The sequence below is a fragment of the Streptomyces sp. NPDC006925 genome (genome assembly GCF_042869575.1).
Classification (GTDB): domain Bacteria; phylum Actinomycetota; class Actinomycetes; order Streptomycetales; family Streptomycetaceae; genus Streptomyces.
The window spans coordinates 194,470-220,694 of record NZ_JBIAGB010000011.1 but is presented as its reverse complement, the minus strand read 5'-3'; the positions used below and the strand labels follow the sequence as shown (position 1 = coordinate 220,694).

Sequence of the window (26,225 nt, the reverse complement as noted above, 5' to 3'; positions counted from 1 at the left end):
TCAACTGCCTCGACGGACTCGGCCTCGGTCACGTTCTCACTGGTCATCGATGCATCTTCCTTGATCAGGAGTTACACCGAACGTTTTACAGTCCCGCCCCTTGATCTTCTCGGCGTCCTGCAAGAGGATCGCCGGCCTCCGGGCCTGGCATGACTTCTGCCCCCTGTCGAGGGTGATCTGGGGGGGAGGTGTCACCGGGCCCGAGGGGTGCCGTCGGAGATGCTGACATTGGAGGTCTGACCGCCGCCCGGCCGAGCGCAAGGCCCAGCCGCACCGGTCTACCGCGTGTACCCCGCGAGCGGTACAGGCCTGCCACCGGCGCCGGGCGAGCTGGTACCAAAAAGAATGGTGTGCCGGCCGGCCTCGGCTCCGCGCCGCAGTACCACGGGGTTCCACGGCAAGAGCCACGGCAAGACCCACGGCAAGCCCACCGCAGGCGCGAGAAGCGGCACGGTGACCGCGACGCACCGTAGTCGGTGACGCACGGTTCGTGCTATGGCCTACGATCCTCTCCTGGCCGCTGTAGGCCCGTGCAGGAGCTCTCCACCCGTCGGCAGGGTTGACAGTACATTTCCGGCGGATTTCGGTCCCTGTCCTCCGGTCCGGCGGCCCGTGCAACTCTTGCGCAAGGGAACAGGCACACCAAGGACGGTGACCCATGGCCGGTACAGCCATGACTGCGACGTTTCTCGCGGTGCTCGCCGGGGCGTCGCTGCTCGCGGTCACCGCGCGCCGCCTGCGTCCCAACGACCGGCTTCCGTCCCTGGAGGGCTGGGCGCTGGCCGACCGGAGCCTCGGCCCCATGTGGACCTGGGTGCTGCTCGGCGGCACGATCTTCACGGCGTACACCTTCACCGCCGTACCAGGACTGGCGTACGGCAACGGCGCGCCCGCGTTCTTCGCAGTGCCCTACACCGTACTCGTCTGTCCGCTCGTCTTCGTCCTGCTGGCCCGGCTGTGGACGGTGGCCCGCCGGCACGGCTACATCACCGTCGCCGACTTCGTGCGCGGACGGTACGGATCCGCGCCACTGGCCCTGGCGGTCGCGCTGACCGGGATCCTCGCGACGATGCCGTATCTGGCGCTGCAGCTACTGGGTATCCGCGCGGTGCTGACAGCCGGCGGCATGTACCCGCGGGGCGCGACCGGCGATCTGATGATGGTGGCGCTGTTCGCCGGGCTCGCGGTGGCGACCTACCGGCACGGGCTGCGGGCTCCGACCGTCATCTCTGCGTTGAAAGCAGTCGCCGTTTTCGTCTCACTGACCGCCGTGACCTGGCTGGTCCTGGTGCGGCTCGGTGGTCCGGGTGCGGTCTTCGAGGGAGCCGCCCAGCGGCTGGGCTCTCCCGCGCTGCTCCTCAGCCCTGCTCATCAGCCCGCCTACGCCACCCTCGCCCTGGGCTCTGCGCTCGCCCTGCTGATGTACCCGCACGTGCTCACGGCGGGCTTCGCCTCCGACGGTTCGCGCACCCTGCGCAAGACCGCCGTGGCGCTGCCCGCGTGGACCGGGCTGCTCGCACTCTTCGGGTTCCTGGGGATCGCTGCGCTCGCGGTGGGGGTGCGGGCGCCGGAGGGCGCGGCCGAGGCGGCCGTGCCGATGCTGGTGGACCGGCTGATGCCGGGTCCGCTGGCCGGGCTGGTGTTCGGAGCGATCACCGTGGGGGCGCTTGTCCCCGCCTCGGTGATGTCGATCGCGGCCGCGACCAGCTTCGTCCGCAATGTCTATGTCGAGTACGTCCATCCGACGGCCACGCCCAAGCGTCAGGTGCGCGTCGCCAAGTTGGTGTCGCTCACCGCGAAGGTGGGCGCGGTGGCGTTCGTGTTCGGGCTGCGCGATCAGGACGCCGTCAACCTCCAGTTGCTCGGCGGGGTCTGGATCCTGCAGATCTTCCCGGCTGTGGCCGTGGGGCTGTACACCCGATGGCTGCACCCCCGGGCCCTCCTCGCCGGGTGGGGCGTGGGCATGGTGGCCGGGACGTTCCTCGTGGTGCGGGATGGGTTCTCCCCCATCGTGCCACTCGGCACGGATGCCGGACCGCTGGAGATATACGTCGGACTCCTCGCGCTGCTGCTCAATCTGACTGTCGCAGTGGCCGGGAGCGCCGCTCTCGAACGTCTCCACGTCCCGCGCGGCGCCGACCTCACCGACCTGCCCTCGCGTCTGACCGTCAGGCGGCGCCCCGAGACGGGAGCGAACAACCCATGAGACACAGATCCGGCATCCCTGTGCCCGTGCCGCAGCCCGCAGTTCCAGCCGAGGCACTCGCCCCCACGATCGACGACCCCGCCGACGCGGAGAGGGAGGCCGGCGTGGCTCAGCTGTTCGAACTGCACTACACCCCGATGCTGCGACTCGCCGTGCTGCTGGGAGCCGATGATCCGGAGAACGTGGTGGCCGAGGCCTACTACCAGATCTACCGCAGATGGCGACGGCTGCGGGACACTGCGGCGGCTGAGGCTTATCTGCGCTCCACGGTCTGCAACCTGACGCGGATGCGGATACGCCATCTGCAAACGGCACGCAAGCACGCGGTGAGATCGCCCGACGAGATGGTCGCCTCGGCCGAGAGCACCGCGCTGCTGCGCGACGATCAGCGTGTGCTGATCGATACGCTGCGGCAGCTCCCGACCCGGCAGCGTGAGGCGCTGGTGCTGCGGCACTGGCTCGGGCTGAAGGAAAGTGAGATCGCCGCTGCGATGGGAATTTCCTCCGGATCCGTCAAGACTCATACGTCGCGCGGTATCGCAGCGCTGACCCAGGCGATGGAGGCCCGGAAATGAACGACACCAGTCCCGACCGGACGGAGAGGGAACTGGGCGAGGCCCTGGCCGCGTTCGCGGACGGGGTGCAGGGTGCCCCCGACGCCTACAGCACTGCGCGCGGCGACTGGCTGCGCCGCGAGCGTCGGCGCAGACTCGTCCTCGCGGTGCTCATCGCGGTCGTCTTCACACTTGCCACGCTGATCGGCCTGTGGGTGCTGAACCAGACGCCCTCGGACCGGGGGGTCGTCTTTTCCGGCGCGGGGCCCACCAGCGGGGTTCTCGCGTCACTTCCGCGAACCCTTCCCGACTGCCTCGTGCCCTGCGCCCCGACCGTGTAACCGCTCGACCGGTTCCCGCGGCCGGCGACTCCCCCATGACGGACGCCTACGGCGCCGACCACGAACCGTACGGAACGTGCGGGAATGCCTCGTTCACCGAAGGGGTCGCCAGGGCGGAACCATCGCTTCGATGTCCTGTTTTATTCGCGTAGTCGGCGAAGGAATGGAGCCGCCGTATGCCGGAAAGACCTCACATGAGACCAGCGGTGATCACGCCGGCCCGGGTGGTGATCGCCCTGTGTCTCGTCGCCCCGTTCGTCGCGATGCTGTGGGTCAGCTCCTACGCCAGAGCCGACCCCGCCTTGATGGGCATCCCGTTCTTCTACTGGTACCAGCTGCTGTGGGTGCTGCTTTCCACAGTGCTGACGATGATTGCCTACCAAGTGTGGCGGCGTGACCAGCGGGCACGTCGGAGCGGGGGCGCCGCGAAGTGAAACGGGGGCAGTGGCGTCCGGTGTGTGCGTCGCGCTGCTTGAGACCGGGCCCGTCGAGGAGGTTCTCCGGCCCCGGCACAACCGTCGCCGGCCGGGACGGCCGGGCGCGTCCGTGACGTCACGACCCGCCGACTGAAACTCACGGAAATCTCCTGTCAACCGAATCGGAACCCGCGACAACTCCTGAGCAGACCGCCGGGCGGCCCGCTCGCGGCATCCAAGCAGGAGGTCAGGGGGCACCATTGGCAGACAGCGGGTACGGACTCACGCCGAGCCGGGCATTGACCGACGGCTTCGGACGGGTGCGTGTGGCCGTGACGGGAGAGCTCCGCCACCGCCGCGGCACAGTCGCCGCCCAGGCGCAGCACCCCGTGGCCGGATACACCGCCGAGCCATGCAGAGCGGGCGCAGGTGCCCGATTCCCCGTTCCGGTCGCCGGCCTCCCTCGGTCGAGGAGGGCCACGCTCCACCGTCCACGCTGTGTGCCTGCCAGGTGCACATCCCCTGCAGTGCAACGGCTCAATTTCCCAGAACCCAGAGAGCGTCTCGCATGAACGCACTTCCGCTGCTGTTGATCGGCCTTGCGATATTCGCGGGCGGATATGTCCTCTACTCGAAATTCCTGGGCAACCGGGTCTACAAGCTTGACGCGTCCTTCAAGACGCCCGCGCACGAGCTGCAGGACGGCGTGGACTACGTCCCGACCAACAAGTTCGTGCTGTGGGGTCACCACTTCACCTCGGTCGCGGGGGCAGCGCCGATCGTCGGCCCCGCAGTCGCCGTGATCTGGGGCTGGCTGCCCGCGTTCCTGTGGGTCACCCTCGGCACGGTCTTCTTCGCGGGCATGCACGACCTGGGTGCTCTGTGGGCCTCGGCGCGCAACAAGGGCCGCTCGATGGGCACGCTCTCCGGCCGCTACATCGGCGCCCGGGGCGCGAACCTCTTCCTCGTCGTGATCTTCCTGCTGCTCCTGATGGTGATCGCGGCCTTCGCGGTGGTCATCAAGGACCTGCTGATCTCCACTCCCTCGGCGGTGATCCCCGCCTGGGGCGCGGTCGCGGTGGCGCTGCTGGTCGGCCAGGCGGTCTACCGCTACAGGATGAGCCTCGGCCTGGTCACCGTGGTGGGCGTCGCCGCGCTCTACGGCCTGATCCTCCTCGGCGACGCCGTCCCCGTGGAACTGCCCGACCCGATCCTGGGCATGTCCCCGGCGACATTCTGGATCGTCGCCCTCTTCGTCTACGCCGGCATAGCCTCCCTGTTGCCCGTGTGGGTGCTGCTCCAGCCGCGTGACTACATCAACGGCGTCCAGCTCTTCGTCGGGCTCGGCATCCTGTTCGTCGCAGTGCTGCTGAGCGCCCCGACGGTCGTCGCCCCGGCCTTCAACGACGCCGTGCCCGCGGGCACCCCCGACCTCCTGCCCCTGCTCTTCGTGACCATCGCGTGCGGCGCGATCTCCGGCTTCCACGGCATGGTCTCCTCGGGCACCACCTCGAAGCAGTTGGACAAGGAGACCGACGCCCGCTTCGTCGGCTACTTCGGCGCGGTCGGCGAGGGCATGCTCGCGCTCGGCGCGATCATCGCCGCCATCGCGGGCTACCGCACCATGGCCGACTGGAAGGCCGTCTACACCGCCTTCGGCGAGGGCGGTGTCGGGGCGTTCGTCGAGGGCGGCGGCGAGATCATCAACAGCGGTCTGGGCCTGTCGGCTTCGCTGAGCTCGACGGTCCTGGCCACCATGGCGATCCTGTTCGCCGCTACCACCATGGACACCGGCATGCGCCTGCTGCGCTTCGTCGTCCAGGAGGCCGGTGAGGTGGCGAAGTTGAAGATCAGCAACGGCGTCGGCACCCTCATCGCGCTTGCGGCCGGTATGGGACTCACCTTCAGTCAGGGCGCCGACGGCGCCGGCGGTCTCCGTATCTGGCCGCTGTTCGGCACCAGCAACCAGTTGCTGGCCTCCCTGACCCTGTCCATCGTCGCGGTCATGCTGATCCGCAAGCGTCGCAACCCGGCTCCTGCGCTGGTGCCGCTCGCAGTCGTGTTCGTGATGGCGTTCTGGGCCGCGCTCGCCCAGCTCGGCGACTTCTACGACGCCCGGGACTGGCTGCTGCTGACCATCGACGTCGTCATCATCGTCGCCGCTGTGTGGGTCGCCTTCGAGGCAGTCGTCGCGATGCGGCGGGCTTCCCAGGAACCGCCGGAGGCCCCTGACGCCGATATGGCGGAGAAATCCGAGGTGACGGGGTGACATCCCGCTGGGCCTCGTTCCGGGCCGGGCTGGAGGAGTTCTACGCCGGCCCCTACCGGCGCACTTTCGCCCGCGCCCGGCGTGAGGAGGACGACCTCTTCCGGATGGTCGTCCTCGCGGAGGCGCTGGGCGTGCCCGACCCGGCGGCGTACTACACCGTCGAGCTGATGCCCGCCCTCTATGAGGACTTCCACGCCTGGCACCGCCGGATGGGCATGGACCGCTCACCACTGGAGCATGTCGGGTGCTGCTAGACCTCATCACCTCGCGCAGGGTCGTCTTCGTCGGCGGCAAGGGCGGGGTGGGCAAGACGTCCATCGCCGCGGCACTCGCCCTCGGCCGTGCCAGGGCGGGCGCCCGCGTGCTGCTGGTTTCCACCGACCCCGCCCACAACCTCGGCCACCTCTGGGACCGCCTCGTGGGCGACGAGCCCACGCGCCTCGCCGGCCCCGGGGACCTCGCCCCCGGGGCCGGGACGGCGGGTTACGTCGACGGGCTGGAGATCGACCCCGAGCGCACGGTCGAGCAGCACCTGTCCGCGGTCGCCGGGACGATGCGGCGGCTGCTGCCCGAGCGGATGCACGCACCGGCCGCCCGGCACCTTGAGCTGGCCCGGCTGGCACCCGGCACCCACGAGTCGGCGGTGCTGGAGCGGATCGCCGAGGCGGTGGAGCTCGGGGAGGAGGCGTACGACCTGGTCGTCTTCGACACCGCCCCGTCAGGCCACACGCTGCGGCTGCTCGCGCTGCCCGAACAGCTCACCTCCTGGACCGAGACCCTGCTCGCCAACCGTGACCGGTCCGAGCGGTTCGGCGCCGCGGTGCGCGGCCTCGGCGGCGGCGAGCAGTCGGACCGCGACGCCGACCTGCGCCGGATCCTGCTGCGCCGACGCAACCGCTTCTCCCGGCTGCGCAAGGTGGTGACGGACCCGGCGCAGGCAGGGTTCGTGCTCGTGCTGACTGCCGAGCTGCTCCCGATTGCCGAGACCATGGAGGTGCACGAGAAGCTCACCGGCCTCGGTGTCGAGGTGGCCGCACTCGTCGCCAACCGCCGTTCCCCCGCGGACGCCGGTGAGGTGCTCGCCCGGCGCCGGGGGCAGGAGGACCAGCACCTCGTCCGACTGCGGCAGCAGGTGGACGTACCGCTGCTCGACGTACCGCTGCTGCCGGGGGACCTGGTGGGCACTCAGGCGCTTGCCGCGCTGGCCGACCTGCTCGGGCCCTCCTCTTCCTGAGTCTATAAGTCAGCGAGTTCCGCCGCCTCCGGATCAACACCTTCGACAATCTTTCCGCGGCGAACCGCCCGCAGGTGCAGTACCCCCGCCGTGTGAGATCTCCGGATCTGCATCGAGGTGAGTCGGGTCACCACACTGCCTGGCGGCGATCTGCCGCAACTTCGTCGAGGGCACGGTGGGCGTACGCCCTGCCCAACCGAGCACCATGCGGCTGCGAGATCCTGGAGACCGGTTGGCCTGACGCCAAGACCCCACACCCCCGGGTCTGACCTCGCGTCAGGCATCCGTATGTGGCAACGCGCCCCGGGGGACCTGCGATGCACGCCATGACCGGCCGGTGCGTTTCAGAATCGATTCGGGGATGTCGTCGCGGGTCTCCCAGCGAGTGCGCAAGGAGCCGAACCGGTGCAGCAGGTGATCGCCTGCTCGATGACCCATTGCCCAGGCTCTCCACCCGGAGCCGTGGGCGGTACCGCGTCCGGCGAAGGACATGCTCTGCTGCGCGACTGACATATCGAGCGCATCCGCGGAGCAGCCTCCGGACGACCCTTTGTCACAGGGACTCCCCGACAGCCGACAGTCGACAGAAGCAGGAGGCGTCGACCGGGATGTCAGCCCTGGCCTGGGCGAGGCGCAACTGCTGTTCGATGATGGCGGCCTCTCCCGTGCGATCCTGCCGAGCCAGGCACTCGTGGTAGCCATGCAGGCTCCAGACGTTGCCGGGGTGCTGTTGGGACCGTGGGATGGTGCCGTCCAGACCCAAGTCGGCCCGATACACCGCCTCGGCTTCCTCGATGTGGCCCTGCTCCAGCAGCAGCGCCCCGTAGGCGTGCCGGGTCGGCTGCATCCACCCCCAGGGTTCGTCGTAGGGAAGGCTGTCGTCGAGTTCGATCGACCGCCGCAGCGCGGCGAAGGCCTCGTCGGTGTTCCCCTTGCGGTACTCCACCTCGCCCTCCAGTATCGCGGCCGCCACTGCGAGGATGTCCTGGCAGGTGTTGTTGAAGAGCATGCGCGACTCCGGGACACGCTCCACCGCCTCCCTGAAGAGCCCCCGCTGCGTCTCGGCCACCTCCACCTGGCCGGAGGCGGCGTGGGCGATTGCCTTCGCATAGCGCATCATCGCCGTGGTCACGCAGTAGAGCTCGGCGTCCCTCGGCAATTCTGTGTCGATGATTTCCTGCCACATGCCGAAGCGGATCAGCACGTGCATGCGCATGGGAAGGAGGCCCTCGAGCCAGTCCGCCATCGGTGGCACCTCGACGCGGAGGAGTTCCTCAGGAACCGCCGCCTCCAGTTCACTGCACGTCTGCAACGCGACTGCCCGCTGCCCGAGGAACATCGAGCCGTAGATCTTGAAGTGATAGTTGTGGCAGCGGTAGAGCGTGTAGAAGTTGATAGGACCGGAACGTGTCACGAACTTCTCGTCCGCCTCGACAGCACGCGTGTTGGAGGAGACCACGCGCGAGTAATCACCGCACAGGACGTCCAGGTGCGTGGGCATGTGCTGCAGATGACCGGCATCGGGGACGAGATCGCGCAGTCGATCGGCCACTGGCAGGGCCTGCTCCGGCGTGGACGACATCTCCATCAGGTGGATGAACAGGTGCAGCACGCCCGGGTGATCCGGCCCGCCCGGCAGTTCCAGCGCGTGCTCGAGTACGGCACGCGTCTCCACGGCAAAAGATCCCGGAGCCGGCTGACCGGTGCGCTGGTCCCACATCTGCCACGGGGTGAGGTTCATCAGCGCGTCGGCGAACAGCGTGCTCACGTCAAGATCCTCGGAATGTTCCGCGTACACCGTGCGCATCGCCTCGGCGTAACGGTGATTCCATACCGAGGGGTCCGGCACCGGTTCCGGCTGAGGATAGCGATGCCGGAGCGCGCCGATGAGCGCCCGCTCGACAGGCGTTGCCCCGTCCGCGAGACGTTCCGCCTGGGCAGTCGCCTCAAACGCCCGGGAAACGCTCGTCTCGAGATCGGCCGGGTCGAAGCGCTCCCAGGGCTTGTTGTAGTTGGGCCCCAGGGCGTAGGCGATGCCCCAGGAAGCCATAGCACACTCCGGGTCAAGCTCGCGGGCCCGCTCAAAGCAGTCGATCGCTTCCTCGTGGTTGAAGGCATAGCTCCACAACAGGCCGCGGTCGAACCAGGTCTGCGCCTCTCTCATCCCGGTCGACACCGGCCGGGTATAGCGGCCGAGATCGTAGTAGTCCGTCATCGAGAGTCTCCTCGGAACGTCGCCCGACGTCGCGTCACGTCGGGCAGTCGTTGAGATGTCAGGGCCGCATCGAGTGCGAGACCTTTCGGCACATCTCTGCGGCCCACGCCGTGGCCGGGGTATGCGTTGCTCTCTGCCGCGGGACCGCAGCGTTGCTGCGCGGAGGCGTTATCGACCTCCGGCGCTGTCTGCACGGACACTGCCGCCGCCCGTGCCGAGGAGCTTGAGTGCAGCGCCCGGTATGCACCGGACCGCCGGTGCACAGGCTGCGGCCAGGAACGTCGCTGAGGCGATCTCTTCCTTGACCACGCCCGTCATCTTCGCAGGGTGACGTGGTCCTCGATGCAGTACACACGCCGGGTGACGGCGAACAGCCGTGCAGCCAACCGGGTGCATGCACGCACAACACGCGTCCGGCCGCACCTACGGTCACCCGTTCGTGAATCCCGCGCAGTCTGAGAGACAAGGCTTTGTGGGTGAGTGAGCCTCAATTACTCAACTGCCTGTCGCTGAACTTCTTCGCGCTGCACAGCCCTCCCGGCCGCAGCACCTCAACGCACCTGCCGTCGAATTCGCCCTCTCCTCACCTTCCACGTTTCAGTGGCCCCCGGCAGGAGCTCCTGCCGGGGGCCACTGGTCCGACTACGTCGTTCAGGAGCGTCGGGGAAGGACCTGAGAAGGGAGAGGGGCCCACGACGCTGCGTGGCTGGCAAGACCCCGTACGGGGGACCTCACCCCGTTCGAATGACGCTGCGCTCCCACGGGCCCGTCCTGACGCCCCGGCGGCTGCAATTCCGAACATTTGACCACTGGGTACCCGTAACGGCGGCCTCTCCGTGCCCGTTTTTAGAGCACCAGTACCCCTCGTGCGCCCAACCGGAGGATGCCATGACCTTTGTGCTTGTCCCTGTGTACGCTCCGGCAGTATTCGAACGTTGTCGACTTGTGGCCCCTCATGCCGAGTCCTCCGGGCACCGCGTTGACGCGGCTGCACGCAACAGCACTCGCCCCGAGGAGGGGTGGAGGGCATGAGGAAGTCCGCGACCTCAGGCAACCCCAGGCCATCCTGGGCAAAGGTGATGCGTCCGAAGCGACGTGAGAAGTCCGCGCAGACAGCGAGCGGGATCTCCGAGGCGGAGCGGGAACTCTACGGCGGCCGGTTGCGCTGGGACAGGTCCTTCGTGCATCACGAGGGCGCACTGATTCGTATGGGGTTCGGGCAGATGGCCGCGGCCCTGCCCCGTATGGCGGGGACGGTGCTGCGCACCGGGTGGAGCGTGGACCGGCGGGCGCTGACCGGTGTCGTGGCGGCGCAGGTCGGGCAGGGTGTGACGGCTGCCTGGGGTCTGGTGGCGGTCAACGGCATCCTGACTCAGTTGTTCGCCGAGGGTCCGACCGCCGACAAGCTGCGCGACGCTCTCCCCGCCCTGGTGGTGCTGGCGGTGGTGTCGGTGGGGGCAGCTCTGCTGTCGGCATGGTCGACTGCGATGTCCGGCCGGCTGGAGCCGCAGGTCGAGCGGGCTGTCTCCGCCCGCTACTACGAGGCCGTCACCCGTGTCGAGGTGGAGGCGACCGAGCGGCCCGAGGTGCAGCGCACGCTGGAGGCGGGGAAGTTCGGCACCGACTCCGCGCGGAACATGCTCCGGCTGTCGGTGGGCGTGGGCAACGTGCTCATCGGCATGGTCGCCGCCGCTGTCGTCCTGGCGTCCCTGCACTGGGCGCTGCTGCCGATGCTGCTGGCAATCGCCCTTCCGAGAGGGTGGGGTGCGGTGCGCTCGGCCCGCCGTGAGTATGTCTCACGGCTGCACTGGGTCGACCACCGCCGCGCCATCGCTTCCCTGCTGGCCTACCTGACCAGGCCGCATGCCGCCGGTGAGATCCGTGCCCATGGTGCCGGGATGAAGCTGCTGGGCGGCTATGAGGAGATGTCCCGGCAGATGGAGGCCGAGCAGCGGCGGCTGGCACGGGCCCAGGCGCACACCGATCTGGTGGCCGGGGCGGGCTCCGGGCTGGCGTCGCTGGGCTGCTACGGGGTGCTGTGGTGGCTGCTGACCAGCGGCGGGCTCCCGCTGGCGGTCGGCGGCACCGCGGTGGTCGCCATCCGCAACTCCACCGCGCGACTCACCTCCCTCATCCAACAGGTCAACCGGCTTTACGAGGAGATGCTGTTCCTCACCGACACCAAGAACGCCACCGAACTGGCCGCCCAACACGCCATCCCGCAGACCGGCACGCCCCTGCCGTCTCCTGTGCGGACCGTCCACGTGGAGAACGTCTCCTACACCTACCCCGGCGCCACCTCCCCCTCGCTGAAGGACGTGAGTGTGTCGGTGCGGCGGGGGCAGGTGACCGCGTTGGTCGGTGCGAACGGCTCCGGCAAGACGACCTTGACCAAGATCCTCGCCGGTCTGCTGCTGCCCACCGCCGGAGAAGTGTGGTGGGAGGGAGGGCTCGGCGAGCGCGTCGAGGTGCGCGCCGCCGACCGCGCCGAGGTGTTCGCGTCCGTCGGGCTGCTCGCCCAGGACTTCCCGCACTGGGAGATGACCGCCGCCACGAACGTGGCCATCGGTGCCGGCGACCACCCCCGGGACATGGCGCGGGCCGAACAGGCCGCGCAGGCCGCCGACATCCACACACTGATCGAAGGGCTGCCACACGGGTGGGACTCGATCTGCTTCAAAGGGTACGAGCGGGGCGTCCAACTGTCCGGCGGGCAGTGGCAGAAGCTGGGCAACGCCCGCAGCCGGTACCGCAACGCCCCCTTCTTCCTCGTCGACGAACCCACCTCCGCGCTCGATCCGCACGCGGAAATCGAAGCCTTCGAGGGCCTGTGGTCCCTTGCCGACAACGGTCACGCGGTCGTCCTCGTCACACACCGGCTCGCCGCCACCGCGAAGGCCGACCACATCTACGTCCTCGACCAGGGCCTCATCATCGAACAAGGCACGCACGACCAGCTGATGTCCCGCAGCGAGGGCCTCTACCGGGAGATGTTCCAGGCCCAGGCCGCCCAGTACGGACTCACCCCGCCACCCGACGACCGCCTCCCGGCACAACGGGCAAGTGACGCCCCCCAGCACAAGGAGGCCCAGTGAACACCGATACCGAATCCAAGGACGCGCCGGAGAGGGCGCCGAGCGGAACCGTCCTGAACATCATCGGAGTCCATCTCTACCTGGAGGACGCCGAGGGCCGGGTGCTGCTCGGGCTGCGGCACCCCGACTCCGCCTTCGCAGGAGATACCTGGCACTTCCTGGCCGGTCACTGCCAACAGGAAAGCGCACTCGCGTGCCTCGTGCGGGAAGCGCAGGAGGAGGCCGGGCTGCTGATCGATCCCGAGCGGGTCGAACTCGGGCACGTCGTACACCTCGTGGACACCCCGGGCGACACCCCCAGGATGGGACTCGTCTTCCGGACCCGTGCCTGGTCGGGCACCCCCAAGATCCTGGAGCCCGACAAGTGCATCGGCTGGCGCTTCTGGCACCCGGACGAGCTTCCCGAGCAGATCGTGCCCTACACCCGGGCCGCCGTCGACGGCATCCGCGCCGGGCGCCTGTACACGGAGGTGGGCTGGTCATGACCATCGAAGCGACCGGCGAAGCAGCCCGAACGCGCGCACGCGACTGCACACCTCGGCCCCGGGGCGCAGCAGACAGGAGCTGGGTGTGAGCACCGCCCAACAGCGGCACCGTGAGCCGGTCGATGTGCACCTGGTGCTGCGGCGGGACGGGGTGGAGGGCCCGGAAGTGCTGCTGTCGCGGCGGGCTGGCACCGTCTACGCCGCAGGGCTGTGGCACCTGCCCTCCGGCCACTTGGACGGGCCGCACGAAGACGTCGTCGAGGCGCTGGTGCGCGAGGCGCGGGAGGAGACCGGGGTCGACATCGACCCGGCCGATGTCCGCGTAGCCGTGACCGTGCACCACCGAAACCCCGACGGCGATGCCCGAGTGGGATTCTTCTTCGAGGTCCGGCGCTGGCAGGGCACCCCGCACATCTCGGAACCGCAGGTCTGCGACGCCATGAACTGGTTCACGTTGGATGACCTACCCGCCCCCATGGTGGCCTACTGCCGCGCCGGCCTGGACGCCTACCGCAGCGGCTGCCGGATGGCGGTGCACTTCCAGCAGCCCGGGGACACCATCGCCAACACCTCCGGGCAAGGCCGGCTACGCCTCGTCCCGGCCACCGAAGCCCCGACCGATTCGAGCCGCCCGGAAACGGAGCTGCGGCGGTTCGCGGAGCAGGCGGTGGGCCGTATCGCCCGGTGGACGGACACCTCTTGGGCGCGAGAGGGCAGCCGGGTATGGCGGGCGCACGGTGCGACGGGCGGGACGTGGTACGTCAAGGTCCATCTCAACGACCGCTTCCACGACAGGGAAGTCTCCGCCCTTCGCACATGGGTCCCGCACCTGGGCGTGGCCGCGCCCAAGCTGGTGGCCGCCGACACACAGCTGCTGGCCCTCATCGTCACCGCGGTGCCCGGCCGCCCTCTGCACGGCACCGCCCTCTCGCCCAAGGAGCAGCGGCGCTTGTTCCACCGGATCGGCGCCCTTGCCTCGGCCATCCACGGCAGCGCACCCGCGCAGCCCGCCGTGCCCGACCAAGGCCCCGCCCTGGAGAAGCTGGAACGGCACCTGCACCAAGCCCGCCCTCATCTGGCCTCCGGCGACGAGGAATTCCTCCGCACACTCACACGGCGTGCGCAGAGCCTCCCGGGCTTGGATCAGGTCCCGACCCACGGTGACTTCCAGCTCCGCAACCTGCTGCTGGACGGGGACGGCAGCCTCGCGGTCATCGATTTCGAGCGCAGCGAGCCGGGACCTGCCATCCGGGACATCGTCCGACTCTGCGACACCTGGGCCGGACGACCGGACCTGTACGACGCCTTCTTCGCCGGCTACGGCCGCAAGCTCACCCCGGCCGAAGAGGAGCGCCTGGCCGTCGAATCCGCCCTGGATGCCCTCTCGGGCATCCAGTACGGCGCCGCTCACGGTGATCCCGCAGTGCTGGAGCGCGGGCGCCACACGCTGGCCCGTCTGCGCGACCAAGACCGTCTCCAATGAATCAGCGTCCACCACCGCTGATGAGGAGTGCACCTGTGGCATACGACCGCTCGGACTGGTCGAAGCACTACGACGAGGGCCGTGGGTTCCGGCCCTTGCGCGACGTGGAGCGCGACCTGCTCACCCGGCACACACCCGCACCTGACGGGGGCCGTGCGCTGGAGGTGGGCTGTGGGACGGGCGAACTCGCAGCTCATCTCGCCGCGCTCGGCTACGTCGTTGATGCCGTCGATTTCGCCGAAGGCGCCCTGGCCCGCGCCCGCAAGGAACAGGAAGGCGCCGAGGTGCAGGGAGTGCGGTGGTTGTGCATGGACATCGAGCACGACGACCCGTCCGAGCTGAACGGCGATGGCTACGACCTCGTCATCATGCGTCTGGTCCTCGCCTTCGTGGGCGACCGCACCCGGGTGGTGCGCAGCCTGGCAGCACAGCTGAGGCCCGGTGGTGCCCTGGTGGTCATCACTCCGGTAGCGGCGAACACGCCCCAGGAACGGCGGCGCATCGCCCTGGGCGAGGACGAGATCGACCTGCTCACCGAAGGCTGGGAGCAGGTGGAACGGTGCGACGCGGACGGGCTGGCCTTCCTGGTACTCCGTGATCCGTCCGGCTCTTTCGAGACGGTGGAGAAGAGCCGCCCAGAGCCACAAGCGGTCCTCGGCGCGTGCGTCGTAGTCACCGACGGCTGCGGACGGGTTCTGCTCGGGCGCTCCACCCGCGGCATGTGGGAGCTCCCCGGCGGTCGCATCGAGACCGCCGAGAACGCCCCGGCTGCGGCCGTACGGGAACTGGCCGAGGAAGCCGGCCTGAGCGTCGGCATCGACGACGCACACCTGCTGACGATCCTCCAGGACGACCGGGCCGACATCCGTCGCATCTCGGCGGTGGTACACGTCACCGCCTGGTCCGGCACCCCGGAGGTGTGTGAGCCCCACCGGTTCACGCGCTGGGAGTGGCACGATCTGCACACCCTGGCCGGCCTGGGCCGGATCTTTGCCCCGTCCGCGCAGGCCATGGAAGCGGTCTGGCCCGGGGTGCTGCCCGGTCTGCCGCCGGTGCACTCTTATCCGCAAGCCGAGGTTCCCCCTGCCGTCGGCGGCGAGCCGGCCGAGGCAGTCCGGCTGCGCCACAAGATGGCAGACGCTGTGATCACCAAGGGGTGGGCGCCCTCGGCGCGCGTGGAGCAAGCACTCAGGGCAGTGCCCCGGCACCGCTTCACCCCCGAAACGCCGCTGAGCACCGCCTACGACAACGACTTGGCAGCCGTGCCCAGCGCCCACGGCCGGTCGTCACCCGCCGGGATGAGTCCGGGAAGGCGCTCAGTTCCGTCTCCGCCGCCTGGCTCCAAGCCGACATGCTCGAAAAGCTGCGCCTGGAACCGGGCATGACCGTCTTCGAGGTAGGAGCAGGCGGCTACAACGCCGAATTGATGGCCGCCGTCATCGCCCCGACCGGGCGGATAATCACCGTCGACCTCGACCCGTACGTCATCCACCGCACCCGGCGCCTGACCGCCGAGGCAGGCAGCGGACGGATCACAGCCGTACTCGGCGACGGCGGCCTCGGCGCGCCCGACCACGTCCCGCCAGGCGGGTTCGACGGCATGAGCATCACCCACAACGTGTGGGACGTCGCCCCGGCGTGGCGCCAACAACTGTGCGAGGGCCGGTACCTCGTCCTGCCGCTGGAGATCCACGGATTCACCCGTGTGATCGCCTTCGAGCGGCAAGGCGACGTCCTGCACGCGCGCGACTGGACCTACTGCGGGTTCGTACGGGATCGCGACGCCGCCGCCCGCACCACCCCGACGGTCGCGTTCGCCGACGGGCGCGTGCGGCTGCACTTCCACGACGGCGCAGCCCCGGAGACCACCGGGCTGGATGCGGCGTTGCGCGGTGAGCGACTCCCTCGCCGGACCACTGGAGGTAAGCGAAGGACGAGGACTGCACCTGACCGGATGTCACAGCGGAGCGCTACGGCGGTGGCAGGTGGAACGCGTCGGTGGTGTCCAGGACGGTGCGGGACTCGTCGGGCGAGAACGTGCGCAGGCCCATCCGGTACGAGAGATAGGTGTCCAGGCCTTTCAGCTTGCCGCCTTCGATGCGCTGGCTGGAGAGGAGCAGGTGGACGCCGATGCTGCGGCCGATGCGGCCGATGGACAGGAACAGCTCGATGAAGTCCGGTTTGGCGGCACCGCAAGCTCGAAAGGGGCGCCAGATGATGAACCCGCACAGACCGAAGGGCGGCGACAAGAAGCGACTCGACGGTCACGGCCTGCCGCCGTTCGTCGTGCGTGAGGGCCGGGACGGACGATTCCCGGAGCGAGGTGCCATGACGAACCGCCGCCGGCCAGCGCAGCAGAACGCCGTGCAGCAATCGACTGATCAGGGCTCAAGCGGTTCCGGCCCGTCGCGGACCCGTTGCCGGAAGCCGACCGAGCGCGCACGGGGGCTCGGGCACCGCTACGGTGCGAGGTCCGTCAGCAGGTCCTCCAGGACCGACTCCTCCTCGATCCGGACGGACACCTCGGCCAAGGCTGCCGCCAGGTCCGTGTCCCAGGGGGAGTCGGCGGGCGTGCCCGTGAGTGCCGGAGCGCGGGGGCTGCGGGCTGCCGCCTCTCGGTAGTCCGCCGCCGTGTAGCGCCACGGTCTCCAGGGGACCTGGCCCAGAAGCGTGGCGGCGATCCGCAGCCCGCCCCAGTCGAAGTCGCCGTGGTAGCGCAGCGTGGTGCCGTCGGTATGGAATGTGCGGAGCAGGGTGAGGGCAGCCGCGGAAGGCTGACCCTGGAGGCAGACCAAGGGCCGACAGGCCGGACCGTGTCTCTCGGCCGCAGCCGAGACGACGGCCGGATTCTCGCAGACCCGGACGGCATCCGCCGACTGTGCCGGGGTGCGCTGACGCGCCAGTTGCCGCAGCGTCAGAACGGCCGGTTCACCCGCGTCGGCGTGCCAGTCGAGTGCCGGTGTGCCGCGCAGGTTGAGCACGAGCACCGTCGAGGACACGTCGTCCTTGAGCAGTCCCACCGACTGCCACATCTCTCGCCTCCTCTCAGCGCCGCCTTGGCCGTCGGGAATGTCATTCAACGCGCGGGCGCCCGAGAGCACGAGGGTGGCGAGCGGCGTCCCGTCGTCCAACGCGTGGGCGGAGCCGAGGGTTCGGGCGGCGAAGACGGGGAGGGAGACCGGTGGTGCGACGGGAAGGTCCCGCAACGCGGCGACGGCAGCCTCCAGCAGGGCCCGGGCGTGCTCCGGGGACCGGGCGAGCCGCCGTACGGTGCCGGCGGCCCGCAACTGTGCTGCCCAAGCATCGAATTCGGCGGGAAGCCCGGTGAGGGGCGCGTACGCGTGCTGCCAGGCGCGCGCCTCCGCCTCCCGAGTGAGGCTCCTTGGGAGCACGGGGCCGCCCAGCGCGGTCACGGCGGCGACGAGCCCGGACGGGCTCACTCCGGAACGGCGCAGTATCCCGTCCACGGCCTCCAGCCGTACGGACAGCGAGCCACCTCCCCGCGGCGCCCGTCCCAGCAGCCGCTCGGCCGCCTCCCGCTGCTCCGCTGTGGGACCGGACAGCGAGACGACGCCGGTCAGGGGCTCTTCACGGGCGAGGCGCCGCCGGATCCGATCCACGAGCCAGGCGGTCCCCGGCCCGCCCAGGAGCCGTCGCAGCCGGGGCAGGTCGATCCCTTCATCGCCCTCGCCGCTCACGCCCGCAGTCCGTCCTGCGCGTCCTGGCGCGCCTCCCAGGGACGTCCGGGCTCCTCGGCCCGGGCGCGGGCGTGCCCGTCCCACTCCCACCGGGTCACCAGCACCGCGTCCAGCTCCTCGACCCTGGAGAGCTGCGCGATGGCCACTCCCGGCACCTGCGGGTAGCAGGCCCATTCGCGCTCGCTGGTCATCACCACGTCCAGGTCGAAGGCGTGCAACAGCCCGAGGCACTTGGCGCGCGAGTCGTCGTCCACCCCGGCGAACGCCTCGTCCAGGGTGACCAGCCGGGGTGCGTGCGGGTGCCGCGCCGTCGCGTAGTGCGAGGAGGCCGCGGCGAAGAGCGGCACCGAAACCGCCAGCACCCGCTCCCCACCGGAGGCGGGCCCGGTGGCGGACACCCATCGGCCCTGCTGGTGGCGCTCGACGGCGAACTCGTGCCATGCGCGGTAGTCCAGCGCCGCGGTCAAGTGCTCCAGCCAGCTCCCGGTGCCTTCTGCCGCCTCTTCGGCGATCCGCTCCTGGAGGAAGGCGCCCACCCTCGCACGGTCCTCGTCCGACCACGCGTCGGCGGACTGCCGCAGCAGGTCACGGATCCGGACCAGTCCCTCGGGTGCGCCCTGTCTCCTGCCCGTCCTGCGAGCAGGGCGCCAGACCAGGCGCAGGGTCATGCCGGTGGAAGTGGGGCGTTCCTCCAATTCTCCGTTCATGGCACGTACCTGGCGTTCGGCGGCGCCGATCAGGTCCTGGAGGGTGCCCGCTACCTCCGTCAACAGATGGGTCTCCAGGATCTCCCGCTCGTGCGCGGACAGGATGCGCTGGAGTTCGCCCACCTCCCCGGCCAGTGCGGTGGCCAGCTCCGGAACGGCACGCTCTCGGCCCTGGTAGACGATGTCGACGACGATGCCGTCCTCGACCATGCGTGCCGAGGCGGAGTGGCCGTGCCGGGAGAGGGCGTCCTGGAGGGATTTCAGCTCCTCGCTCAGCTTTCGCTGCACGCGTTCCCAGGCCCCGTCCGAGTCGTCCACGGTCTGGAGCGCGGATTCGACCGTACGGGCGAGAGCCACGGCCGGGGTCGCGGCCCACTGTTCGCCTTCCGGCGTGGACGGTGGTTCGACCTCCGGCAGGGCGATCGCCAGCAACCCCGTATCCGCGAACCGCTGGAGCGCGCCGATCGCTTCCTTGCGGGCTGCCACGGCGGCCGTGACGTCCGTCTCCAGTTGTTCGATGCGTCCCTCGGCACGACTGGCTCTCCGGTCGGCTGCGGCTCCCGCTTCGCGTGCCGTTCGTTGCTCACGCTCGCAGACGCGCAGCGCTTCCGCCGTCTCGGCGAGCCGGCGTTCCAGCTCGGCGACGGCCGCGCCGACCGTGGCACGCAGGGTCGCGTGCCGCTCCTCGGCCCCGGCCGCCTCGCGTGCCGCTTCGTCCACCCGCCGGCCGAGTTCAGCGGCCCGCTCCGCAGCCTCCACTGCCTCCGCCCGCTCGTCGCCGACGCTTCGCACCGCGTCGGCGCGTTCGCGCAGCGCGGGCCAGTACGCGGCGAGCGCCACCTCGTGGTCGGCCAGGGCCTGCCGCACTCCGGCCAGTTCCTCCGGGGCGGCGGGCAGACCCAGATCGTGGGCGCTCTCGTGGAGCGCGGCGTGGGCGCTCTCGGCCTCCTCGGCCGCCTCGGTGAGGGCCACGGCGCACTCGTCCCGCTTCGTACGGGCCCGCTGTGCGGCGTCCGCGGCTGCCGCCGCGCGGGCGTGTGTCTGCCGCAGCGGGGCGTCCTCCGGCAACGCCGCCAACTCGGTGTCCAGCGTGGCGCGTCGGGCGGTGACCGCGTCGCGCCGCTCCCGGAGGTCCGCCATCTCTTCTTCCAGGAAGTGGAGTTCGTCGCGCAGTTCCCCGATGCGGATCCGCCGCGCTTCCTCACGGGCACCCTCGCCCACGTAGGCGGGGGCGCGCTTGGCCCATCTGCCGGTCAGGCCGCCGATGCGGAACCGGCCGCCCGTGGTGACCCAGGTCCCGCCGCCCGCCGTCGTCCCCTCCCCCAGGCCGACCGCCGTGAGCAGCCGCGCCACCGCGTGTTCGCCGACCGCTGCCGCGCGGGCATCCCCGTGGTCGACGGCCGGGCGCAGCGCCTGCGACAGTGGCAGGGTGGGCGCCGGGCCGCCTGGCGCGAGCAGAACATCGTGGCCGTCCGCCTCCAGCGCCACTCCCTCGGGGAGTACCCACGCGTCCAGCAGCCCTGATGCCTCCAGGGCAGCCTCCAGTCCGGCCCGTTCGGCCTCGCCCAGCTCGTCGCGGAAGTCGACCAGTCGCCACAGCGGGGCGCCCGGTGTCCGGTCCCGCAGCCCGGCTGTGCGGGTGTGCGGGGGCTCCGGGCCCCGCTGGCCGCCCGCCTCCAGGGCAGCCAGTTCACTCGCCGCCCCGGTCCGGCGCTCCTCCGCCCTGGCCTGCCGTTGGGCGAGAGCCGCTGCCTCGTCGGCGAGTTCCCCGGCCCGGGTGCGGTGTGCTGCCGCGGTCCCGGTCTGCGCCGGATACGGTCCGTCGAGCCGGTCCGTCCAGTCCTGCAACCTGTCCAGCAGGCCCACCACGTCGGGAACCGGCAGTTCGACGCAGCCCGCCAGGTGATCCCGTACCTCTGTGACGAGAGCCCTGCCCGCCTCGGTCACCGCCGTGCGCGCGTCCTCCTGCCGCTGCACGGTGTGCGACAGCTCGCTCGCCGCCTCGTCGGCGCGGCGCGCCGCCGCCCGGCGTTCGGTGTCCGCGTGCCCGGCGGCCTCCGCCAGGGCCGAGACGTGGGCTACGGCGCGCCGCCCACGCTCCAGGGATTCCTCGGCGGCTCGGCGCAGTCCGGGTTCCGGCGACTCCTGCCGCGATTCGTCCACGTACGGGGCTTCCAGCCTGGCTGCCTGGGCGCTTGCGCCGGCCCGTGACCGGGCCGCTGCCAGCCCTTCGTCCGCCGCCACGAGCCTGTTCTCGGCCGCACCGAGCCTGCCGTCCGCGCGGGTCCGCAGCTGTTCGGCGCGCGCTCGGTCGGCCTCGGCCCGCCCGCGCACCTCGCGTGTCCGGTCCTCCTCCTCGGCGGCCCGTACCAGCTCGCGCGCGTCGCGCATCTCGGGGCCCTCGCGCAGCGCCGCGTCCTGGGCGCGCAGCCGGGTCCCGGCCTCCTCCGCTTCGGCCAAGCGCTCGGCCGCGTCCTCCCGCTCGGCCTCGGCCGTACGCTTCTCGCCCTGTGCCGCGGCCAGTTCCCGGCCGAGATGTTCGTAGCGGGTGTGCTCCTGCCGGGGCAGCCTGGCGCGCCGCCGCGCTGCGACACGTGCGTAGCGGCGGTAGTGGTCGAGAAAGGCCGAGGCGGCACGCTCGGCCTCGGTGGCGGCACGCAGCTCCTCCTTCTCCTCGTCCAGGGAGCGGAAGGCGTCTGCTGCGTCCGCGACCACCGCCTGATCCATCGGCGGCAGCGCCTCGGTCAGCGCGCGGGAGAGAGCCGCCTCGTTCGGCCGCTTGGACAGCTGCGGCTGACGAAGCTGGATCAGCAGGTCGACCAGGGCCGCGTACCGCTGCTCGCCCAGCCTGAACAGGGCCTCGTCCACCGCGCGGCGATACGCCCTGGCCTGATCGTAGACCGTGCCTCTGCCCGTCAGCGCGTCGGCCAGCCGGTCCCGGCCCAGTGCCGTGCCCGTGGCGTCGAGGAGACTGAGGTCCGAGCCGATCCGCTGGTCGGTGACCGCGAACCAGTGGCGCGCGATACCGCGTCCGCTCACCGCCTTCAGGCCGCACAGCAGGGTGCGAAAGTGCTCCTCCCCGCTCTCGTCCCGGCGGCCGAACTCGATCCACGTATAGCCGAGCCGCTCGGAGTGCGGGTGCGCGCCGCCGAGCAGCAGGTTCCACTCCATCCGCTTGCCGGGGTCGCCGTCGGGCTCGACTCGGCGCGCGGACAGGTCACCGTCCAGGAGGAAGGGAAGGGTGAGCGCCAGGACCTTGGACTTGCCCGTGCCGTTGTTGCCGCGCAGCAGCAAACGGCCGTCGCGGAACCAGAACTCCTCCGCGTCGTAGTGGAAGAGATCGATCAGACCGATGCGCAGCGGCTGCCAACGGGTGCGTGCCGGGGACGGGAGCGCGGTCAAGGAAGTGTGGCGCCTTTCAGTCGACGGGCAGGTGGCCGACCGGGCCGCGCTGCCGGGGGATGTTCCTGCGGGTGCCCGGTTCCCGGACGACAGCCTCGCCGACGGCATAGCGCGCCAGCGCCGGACGCGCCATGACACCTTCCTCGGTGCGGGTCACCAGGGCGAGGGCTACCAGCTTCGCGAGCGCCTGGCGGACCAACTCCGGCTCGGCCCCCGGTTCGCGGGCGCCCTTGGACCAGAACCCGCCGTGCGCGCCGGCCATCTCCCGTACCCGCCGCTCCAGTGCGGCCAGTGGCACCTGCTCTCCCGCCGCGGCCAGGTGTTCGGCGAGCAGGAGCGTGATGTGCCCGTGCGTGCCTGACTCGGGCATCCGAATGTCCGTCAGCTCGTCGTGCGGATCGACCATCGCGATCCCCTCGGCGCGCACCTCGGGGACGAGTCCGGTCATTTCGGTGATCCTCGCGGTGAGGAAGCCACGCTGGCGCGTCAGATAGCCCAGCTCGGCCTCCGTCAACGTGTCGTAGTACAGGACCGGATCGTCCAGCAGGCGGCGCGTGAGGGACTGGCGGATCGCCCGGAAGCGCAGCTCGTCGCTGTCCAGCTCGGCGGTGGCCGACAGCTCGGCCAGCCGCTCCTCGAAGCCCTCGGCACGAACAGTCGAGGGACCGCGTCGGCCGGCCAGCAGCCCTGCCAGCACTCGGCGCTCCACGTCGTAGAGCACGTCGCCGGTACCGCTGACGTACGCCTCCTCGTCCCCGGCCACCCGGCGCAGCACCCCGGATTCCAGCAGGAGCCGGACGACTGCCGCCAGATCGAGCCGCTCGTCACGGCGCTCCAGGGTGAACGCGATTCCGGCATCGGCCAGCTGCGGGTCGGATGCTTCCAGCACCACCTGCTGGGCGAGACGCCCCAGCGCTACCTGCGCCTCGCCACGCTCCAGCACCGCCAGGGCGAGGCACAGCAGCACATAGCGGCGGCGTGTGAAGGGCGAGGCGGCCCGCGTGGCCTCGCGGGCCGGGTGCGTCGGGTCGGTGTGCGTCGCGGGCGTACGGCCGAGCCGGGCGCTCCCGGCGTCCACCCGCAGCGGCCAGCCGGTGTTGCGGTCGAACCACGCGCGCAGCTCGGACGCGTGCTTGCGTACGAGCCGGAACTCGTCGGACGACGCCCCTGTCGCCAGCAGCAGGGGCTTCTTGAGCAGGGCGCGGGCCGCGCGCCGCGTCTCGGCGGCGTGCTGCCCCTCCAGTACCTCCGCGCCGCTCACGCGTGCTCGCCCCCGGTCAGGTCGGTGATGTCGATGAGGTGGTCGGGGCCGCGGAACACCCCTCCTGGGGTGCGCACTTCGGCGAACGGTGCGCTGTCGGACCCCGGCGCGGTGAGCCGGATCGCCATCGCTCCGTCGTTGCTGGTGGCCGTGGTCGTGACAGTGCCGGGGCGCCAGGTGGCGAGGGCATCCCCGAGCAGCTGCAAGAAGAGCGCGAAGGCGTCCGGGTCCAGCTCGCCCAGGTCCGAGAGCCGGGTCTGCCTTCCGGCGGTGGCGAGGCGGGCGCGCGCCGCCGCCGTCTGCTCCGCCTCCTTCGCGGCACGTTCGGCCAGCTGCCGCCGCGCCTGGGAGCGGTCCTCGACCCTGCGCGCCTTGCCGCGCCGCTCATAGCTGCCCGTGCGCCGCAGCTGGGGGCTGATACGCAGCGGCTCGGCGCGTGCCCACGGGGTGGACGGGGGCACGGGTTCGGCGGCGCGGGCGGCAACGGTGTCGGCGTCCACGGTCAGATGACGGGCCGGATAGAGCCCGAAGGCACTGCGCCACAGCCGGTGCCGCGCCTCGTCGTCGGGGGCCTCGGCGAACCAGCGGGCGAGCGTACGAAAGTCGGCCGAGCGGTCGGAGCGGCCCGCGCGCCGCTCGTTCAGCGTCCTCACGACCGCGAGCAGTTGGGGGATGGCGCCGAGCGCCCGGGTCCGCAACAAGCGGGCCTGCGCGGGGCGCCCGTCCTGGGACAGGAACCACGCCGCCAGTCCCTGCCACCGGTCCGCCCACCGGTCGTACGCCGCGTCGAGAGCCTCCTCCGCCTCCTCGGGCGCAGCATCCGCGGCCTCGCGCCCGGCGGCGATCCGCAGCAGGGGATCCACCCTGCTCGGGGACCCTGCGGAAGGGCCGGCTCCCCGGTCCAGCTCGGTGATGAGCCGGGCGACGGTGCCGCCGAGGGTGATCAGGTCACGGACGAACCTCTCCAGGTAGTGGATCAACTGGTCCTTGTAGGCGAGGAAGACCTCGACCTCGACGTCGTGCAGGTCGATGGTGCGCTGCAACGACCCCATGAACGCGCGCGCGTTCTCGGCAAGTGCCGTGAAGCGGCTGGTCAGTCCGTCCAGCGCGAGATACGTCTTGGCCGGATCGGGCGCATCCTGGCCGACGAGCGAGAGCAGTACCCGAAGCTGCGTGACGATGTCGTGCAGGGCCACGGCCTGGAGCGCACCGCGCCGCCCGAGCGCCTCGTCGTACGCGGCCAGCGCCTCCTCCGCCGCCTCGCCGGCCCGGGTGAGCTGGTAGATGAATCGCTTGCGGTAGAAGTCCTCGACGGCCGTGACCCGCGCCGTGTCCGGGTCCGCCCGCAGGTTGCCCCACTCCGCACCGCTCAGGCTGTCGAGCGCCCGGGTGACGGTGTCGGGGTCGGCGGGCCGGGCCTCCGACGGCAGCGCCGCGTAGACGTCCTCCGGACGCAGATGCACCGCGAACTTCTCCTTGGCCGCGAGGAAGACCCGCATCACCGCGCGGTACAGCGCGGCGTTGGGTGCCGCGAGATGTGCGAACGGCCCATAGCCGTGACCAGGATGCGGCGGGGAGGACGACGTGCTCATCGGTCGGCCATTCTTCCCGACGACAGCCCGCGGGCGGTAGCGGTTTCGGCGGATCCGCGCCTAGCCTCCCGCACCGGGGAAACGGGAGGGAACGGATTCCCCCCTCACTCAGGCGGGGCGGCCGGGCCGCGCCGGTCGGTCCGGCCCGGCCGCCCGAGGGCCGCGGGGATCAGCCCTCCGGCGGGAAGCGGAGCACCGCGCCGACGCCGTCCGGCAGACCCGTGCCCGGCTGTACGACGGCCACCGAGGCGCCGGTCTGCGCGCCGGTCTTCAGCAGGAGTGCCTCGCGCTTGGCGTCCGTGCCCTGTTCGAGGAGCAGGGTGTCGACGGCACCGTTCTCGGCGGCCTTCATCACCTGGGGGTCGCCCTTGGCCGCGAGCCGATTGGCACCGGCTTCCTCCAGACGGGCGGCGTGCCCGGCCGCCGCCTCGGTGGAGTGCTGCGCGGCGATCCGCAGCACCTCGTCGAGGAGGGCGGTCTCGGCACCGGAGTCACCGCGTCCGCCGCGGTCCGTCTCCTCCAGCAGCCCGGCGAAGTCGCCGGAGAGCTGTTCGCGAACGGCTGTGCGCCCTTGCACCTCGCCGGCCAGGACGAGGATGTCCGGGTGGAACTCGGCGACAGCCGCACCGACGGTCGCCGAGATCTCCTTGGCGTTCTGCCGCACGGCCTCATCCGCGCGGCGCTGGATCCGCCGGTGTGCGAGCGCGCCCTCCCGCACGTGGTGCGGGCTCTCGACGGCGCCGCCCCGTACCTCCTCGCGGGCCACCTCGTCCGGCTCGTGTTCGGCCGCGACGACCAGCCGCCGCAACTCGGCATCCTCCTGACCGGTGACGACCAGCAGCACCCGCACGGCCTGCGCCGCTTCCCGCACATGCGCGCCGAGCTCCGGAAGCACGCCCGCGTACGCCGTGTCGCCGCCCCCGAGGGCCGCGTCCCACGGCTGGTCGAGGACGACGCCCTCGCCCGCCGCGGCCACCAGGACCCGGCCGTTCGTCTGGGCTTCGCCGAACTGGGCCGACTCCAGCGCCGCCTCCAGGGCGTCCAGAGCCGAGGCGTCGGCGTGCTCGCTCTCCAGCCGCTCGCGGAGGTTCTGCCAGCGGAGACGCACCTGCTTCTCCGCATCCTCACCCGGAGCACGGCCCTCCAGGTAGACCGTCACGAACGGCCCTTCGTGCGCGTATACGGACTTCAGCTCGTCGAGTTCCATGACGTGCCCCACAACAGTCTCCGTCGGTCGGTCGGTGTGTCTCGCGGGACGGGTGTTCCC

General features: G+C 70.8%; 17 protein-coding genes and 2 pseudogenes. 12 read left to right on the top strand and 7 right to left on the bottom strand.

Features of this window, described 5'->3' with window-relative positions:
- The first annotated feature begins 658 nt into the window (after positions 1-658).
- The 7 genes from ACFYNS_RS17720 to ACFYNS_RS17690 all read left to right on the top strand — a co-directional run bounded on the left by ACFYNS_RS17720 (position 659) and on the right by ACFYNS_RS17690 (position 7,020).
- Positions 659-2,206 carry a sodium:solute symporter gene (locus ACFYNS_RS17720; RefSeq protein ID WP_360289265.1) on the top strand — a complete coding sequence of 516 codons (1,548 nt, stop codon included), beginning with the start codon at positions 659-661 and terminating at the stop codon, positions 2,204-2,206.
- The gene (locus ACFYNS_RS17715; protein WP_360289267.1) at positions 2,203-2,781 is read left to right on the top strand and encodes a sigma-70 family RNA polymerase sigma factor; all 579 of its coding nucleotides are present in this window, start codon (positions 2,203-2,205) and stop codon (positions 2,779-2,781) included. The genes ACFYNS_RS17720 and ACFYNS_RS17715 overlap by 4 nt, the downstream gene beginning before the upstream one ends.
- Positions 2,778-3,101 carry a hypothetical protein gene (locus ACFYNS_RS17710; protein WP_360289269.1) on the top strand — a complete coding sequence of 108 codons (324 nt, stop codon included), beginning with the start codon at positions 2,778-2,780 and terminating at the stop codon, positions 3,099-3,101. Before ACFYNS_RS17715 ends, ACFYNS_RS17710 begins: the two co-directional genes overlap by 4 nt.
- Positions 3,102-3,295: 194 nt before the next feature.
- Positions 3,296-3,535 carry a DUF3311 domain-containing protein gene (locus ACFYNS_RS17705; protein WP_388603708.1) on the top strand — a complete coding sequence of 80 codons (240 nt, stop codon included), beginning with the start codon at positions 3,296-3,298 and terminating at the stop codon, positions 3,533-3,535.
- Positions 3,536-4,085: 550 nt separating this feature from the next.
- Positions 4,086-5,786, top strand: coding sequence for a carbon starvation protein A (locus tag ACFYNS_RS17700; RefSeq protein WP_360289273.1), 1,701 nt, complete (start codon positions 4,086-4,088; stop codon positions 5,784-5,786).
- A complete protein-coding gene (locus ACFYNS_RS17695; RefSeq protein WP_019359067.1) occupies positions 5,783-6,040 on the top strand; it encodes a cory-CC-star protein in 258 nt (85 codons plus the stop codon). Before ACFYNS_RS17700 ends, ACFYNS_RS17695 begins: the two co-directional genes overlap by 4 nt.
- Positions 6,031-7,020 carry an ArsA family ATPase gene (locus ACFYNS_RS17690; protein ID WP_388603706.1) on the top strand — a complete coding sequence of 330 codons (990 nt, stop codon included), beginning with the start codon at positions 6,031-6,033 and terminating at the stop codon, positions 7,018-7,020. The genes ACFYNS_RS17695 and ACFYNS_RS17690 overlap by 10 nt, the downstream gene beginning before the upstream one ends.
- 553 nt (positions 7,021-7,573) lie before the next feature.
- On the opposite strand, the gene ACFYNS_RS17685 is transcribed toward ACFYNS_RS17690, so the two are convergent.
- On the bottom strand, positions 7,574-9,235 hold the full coding sequence (locus ACFYNS_RS17685) for a tetratricopeptide repeat protein (protein ID WP_388603704.1): 1,662 nt from the start codon (positions 9,233-9,235) through the stop codon (positions 7,574-7,576).
- Positions 9,236-10,314: 1,079 nt separating this feature from the next.
- On the opposite strand from ACFYNS_RS17685, the gene ACFYNS_RS17680 reads away from it, so the two are divergent.
- The 5 genes and pseudogenes from ACFYNS_RS17680 to ACFYNS_RS17660 form a co-directional block, all read left to right on the top strand.
- Positions 10,315-12,330 (top strand): ATP-binding cassette domain-containing protein, encoded by a 2,016-nt coding sequence (locus tag ACFYNS_RS17680; protein ID WP_388603701.1) that lies wholly within the window; start codon positions 10,315-10,317, stop codon positions 12,328-12,330.
- Positions 12,327-12,815 (top strand): NUDIX domain-containing protein, encoded by a 489-nt coding sequence (locus ACFYNS_RS17675; RefSeq protein WP_388603698.1) that lies wholly within the window; start codon positions 12,327-12,329, stop codon positions 12,813-12,815. Before ACFYNS_RS17680 ends, ACFYNS_RS17675 begins: the two co-directional genes overlap by 4 nt.
- Before the next feature lie 85 nt (positions 12,816-12,900).
- A complete protein-coding gene (locus ACFYNS_RS17670) occupies positions 12,901-14,298 on the top strand; it encodes a phosphotransferase (protein WP_360289282.1) in 1,398 nt (465 codons plus the stop codon).
- A gap of 35 nt (positions 14,299-14,333) precedes the next feature.
- Positions 14,334-15,683 carry an NUDIX domain-containing protein gene (locus ACFYNS_RS17665; RefSeq protein WP_388603695.1) on the top strand — a complete coding sequence of 450 codons (1,350 nt, stop codon included), beginning with the start codon at positions 14,334-14,336 and terminating at the stop codon, positions 15,681-15,683.
- A pseudogene (locus tag ACFYNS_RS17660) lies at positions 15,650-16,009 on the top strand (methyltransferase, FxLD system); the annotation flags it as partial. The gene ACFYNS_RS17665 and the pseudogene ACFYNS_RS17660, both read left to right, overlap by 34 nt.
- A gap of 265 nt (positions 16,010-16,274) precedes the next feature.
- Here ACFYNS_RS17660 and ACFYNS_RS17655 read toward each other — a convergent pair.
- The 6 genes and pseudogenes from ACFYNS_RS17655 to ACFYNS_RS17630 all read right to left on the bottom strand — a co-directional run.
- A pseudogene (locus ACFYNS_RS17655) lies at positions 16,275-16,487 on the bottom strand (hypothetical protein); the annotation flags it as partial.
- A gap of 270 nt (positions 16,488-16,757) precedes the next feature.
- Positions 16,758-17,996, bottom strand: a complete 1,239-nt coding sequence (locus ACFYNS_RS17650) for a TIGR02679 family protein (RefSeq protein WP_360289286.1) — start codon at positions 17,994-17,996, stop codon at positions 16,758-16,760.
- The gene (locus tag ACFYNS_RS17645) at positions 17,993-22,105 is read right to left on the bottom strand and encodes a TIGR02680 family protein (protein ID WP_360289288.1); all 4,113 of its coding nucleotides are present in this window, start codon (positions 22,103-22,105) and stop codon (positions 17,993-17,995) included. Before ACFYNS_RS17645 ends, ACFYNS_RS17650 begins: the two co-directional genes overlap by 4 nt.
- A gap of 16 nt (positions 22,106-22,121) precedes the next feature.
- Positions 22,122-23,366, bottom strand: a complete 1,245-nt coding sequence (locus ACFYNS_RS17640; RefSeq protein WP_388603692.1) for a TIGR02678 family protein — start codon at positions 23,364-23,366, stop codon at positions 22,122-22,124.
- Positions 23,363-24,958, bottom strand: coding sequence for a TIGR02677 family protein (locus ACFYNS_RS17635; RefSeq protein ID WP_360289292.1), 1,596 nt, complete (start codon positions 24,956-24,958; stop codon positions 23,363-23,365). Before ACFYNS_RS17635 ends, ACFYNS_RS17640 begins: the two co-directional genes overlap by 4 nt.
- Before the next feature lie 169 nt (positions 24,959-25,127).
- Positions 25,128-26,177 carry a hypothetical protein gene (locus ACFYNS_RS17630; protein ID WP_388603689.1) on the bottom strand — a complete coding sequence of 350 codons (1,050 nt, stop codon included), beginning with the start codon at positions 26,175-26,177 and terminating at the stop codon, positions 25,128-25,130.
- Positions 26,178-26,225: the final 48 nt, after the last annotated feature.

Excerpts from the sequence above, each read along its gene's own strand:
- ACFYNS_RS17635 (WP_360289292.1), bottom strand. The coding sequence starts at position 24,958 with ATGAGCACGTCGTCCTCCCCGCCGCATCCTGGTCACGGCTATGGGCCG.
- ACFYNS_RS17680 (WP_388603701.1), top strand. The coding sequence starts at position 10,315 with ATGCGTCCGAAGCGACGTGAGAAGTCCGCGCAGACAGCGAGCGGGATC.
- ACFYNS_RS17685 (WP_388603704.1), bottom strand. The coding sequence starts at position 9,235 with ATGACGGACTACTACGATCTCGGCCGCTATACCCGGCCGGTGTCGACC.
- ACFYNS_RS17710 (WP_360289269.1), top strand. The coding sequence starts at position 2,778 with ATGAACGACACCAGTCCCGACCGGACGGAGAGGGAACTGGGCGAGGCC.
- ACFYNS_RS17705 (WP_388603708.1), top strand. The coding sequence starts at position 3,296 with ATGAGACCAGCGGTGATCACGCCGGCCCGGGTGGTGATCGCCCTGTGT.
- ACFYNS_RS17700 (WP_360289273.1), top strand. The coding sequence starts at position 4,086 with ATGAACGCACTTCCGCTGCTGTTGATCGGCCTTGCGATATTCGCGGGC.
- ACFYNS_RS17720 (WP_360289265.1), top strand. The coding sequence starts at position 659 with ATGGCCGGTACAGCCATGACTGCGACGTTTCTCGCGGTGCTCGCCGGG.
- ACFYNS_RS17715 (WP_360289267.1), top strand. The coding sequence starts at position 2,203 with ATGAGACACAGATCCGGCATCCCTGTGCCCGTGCCGCAGCCCGCAGTT.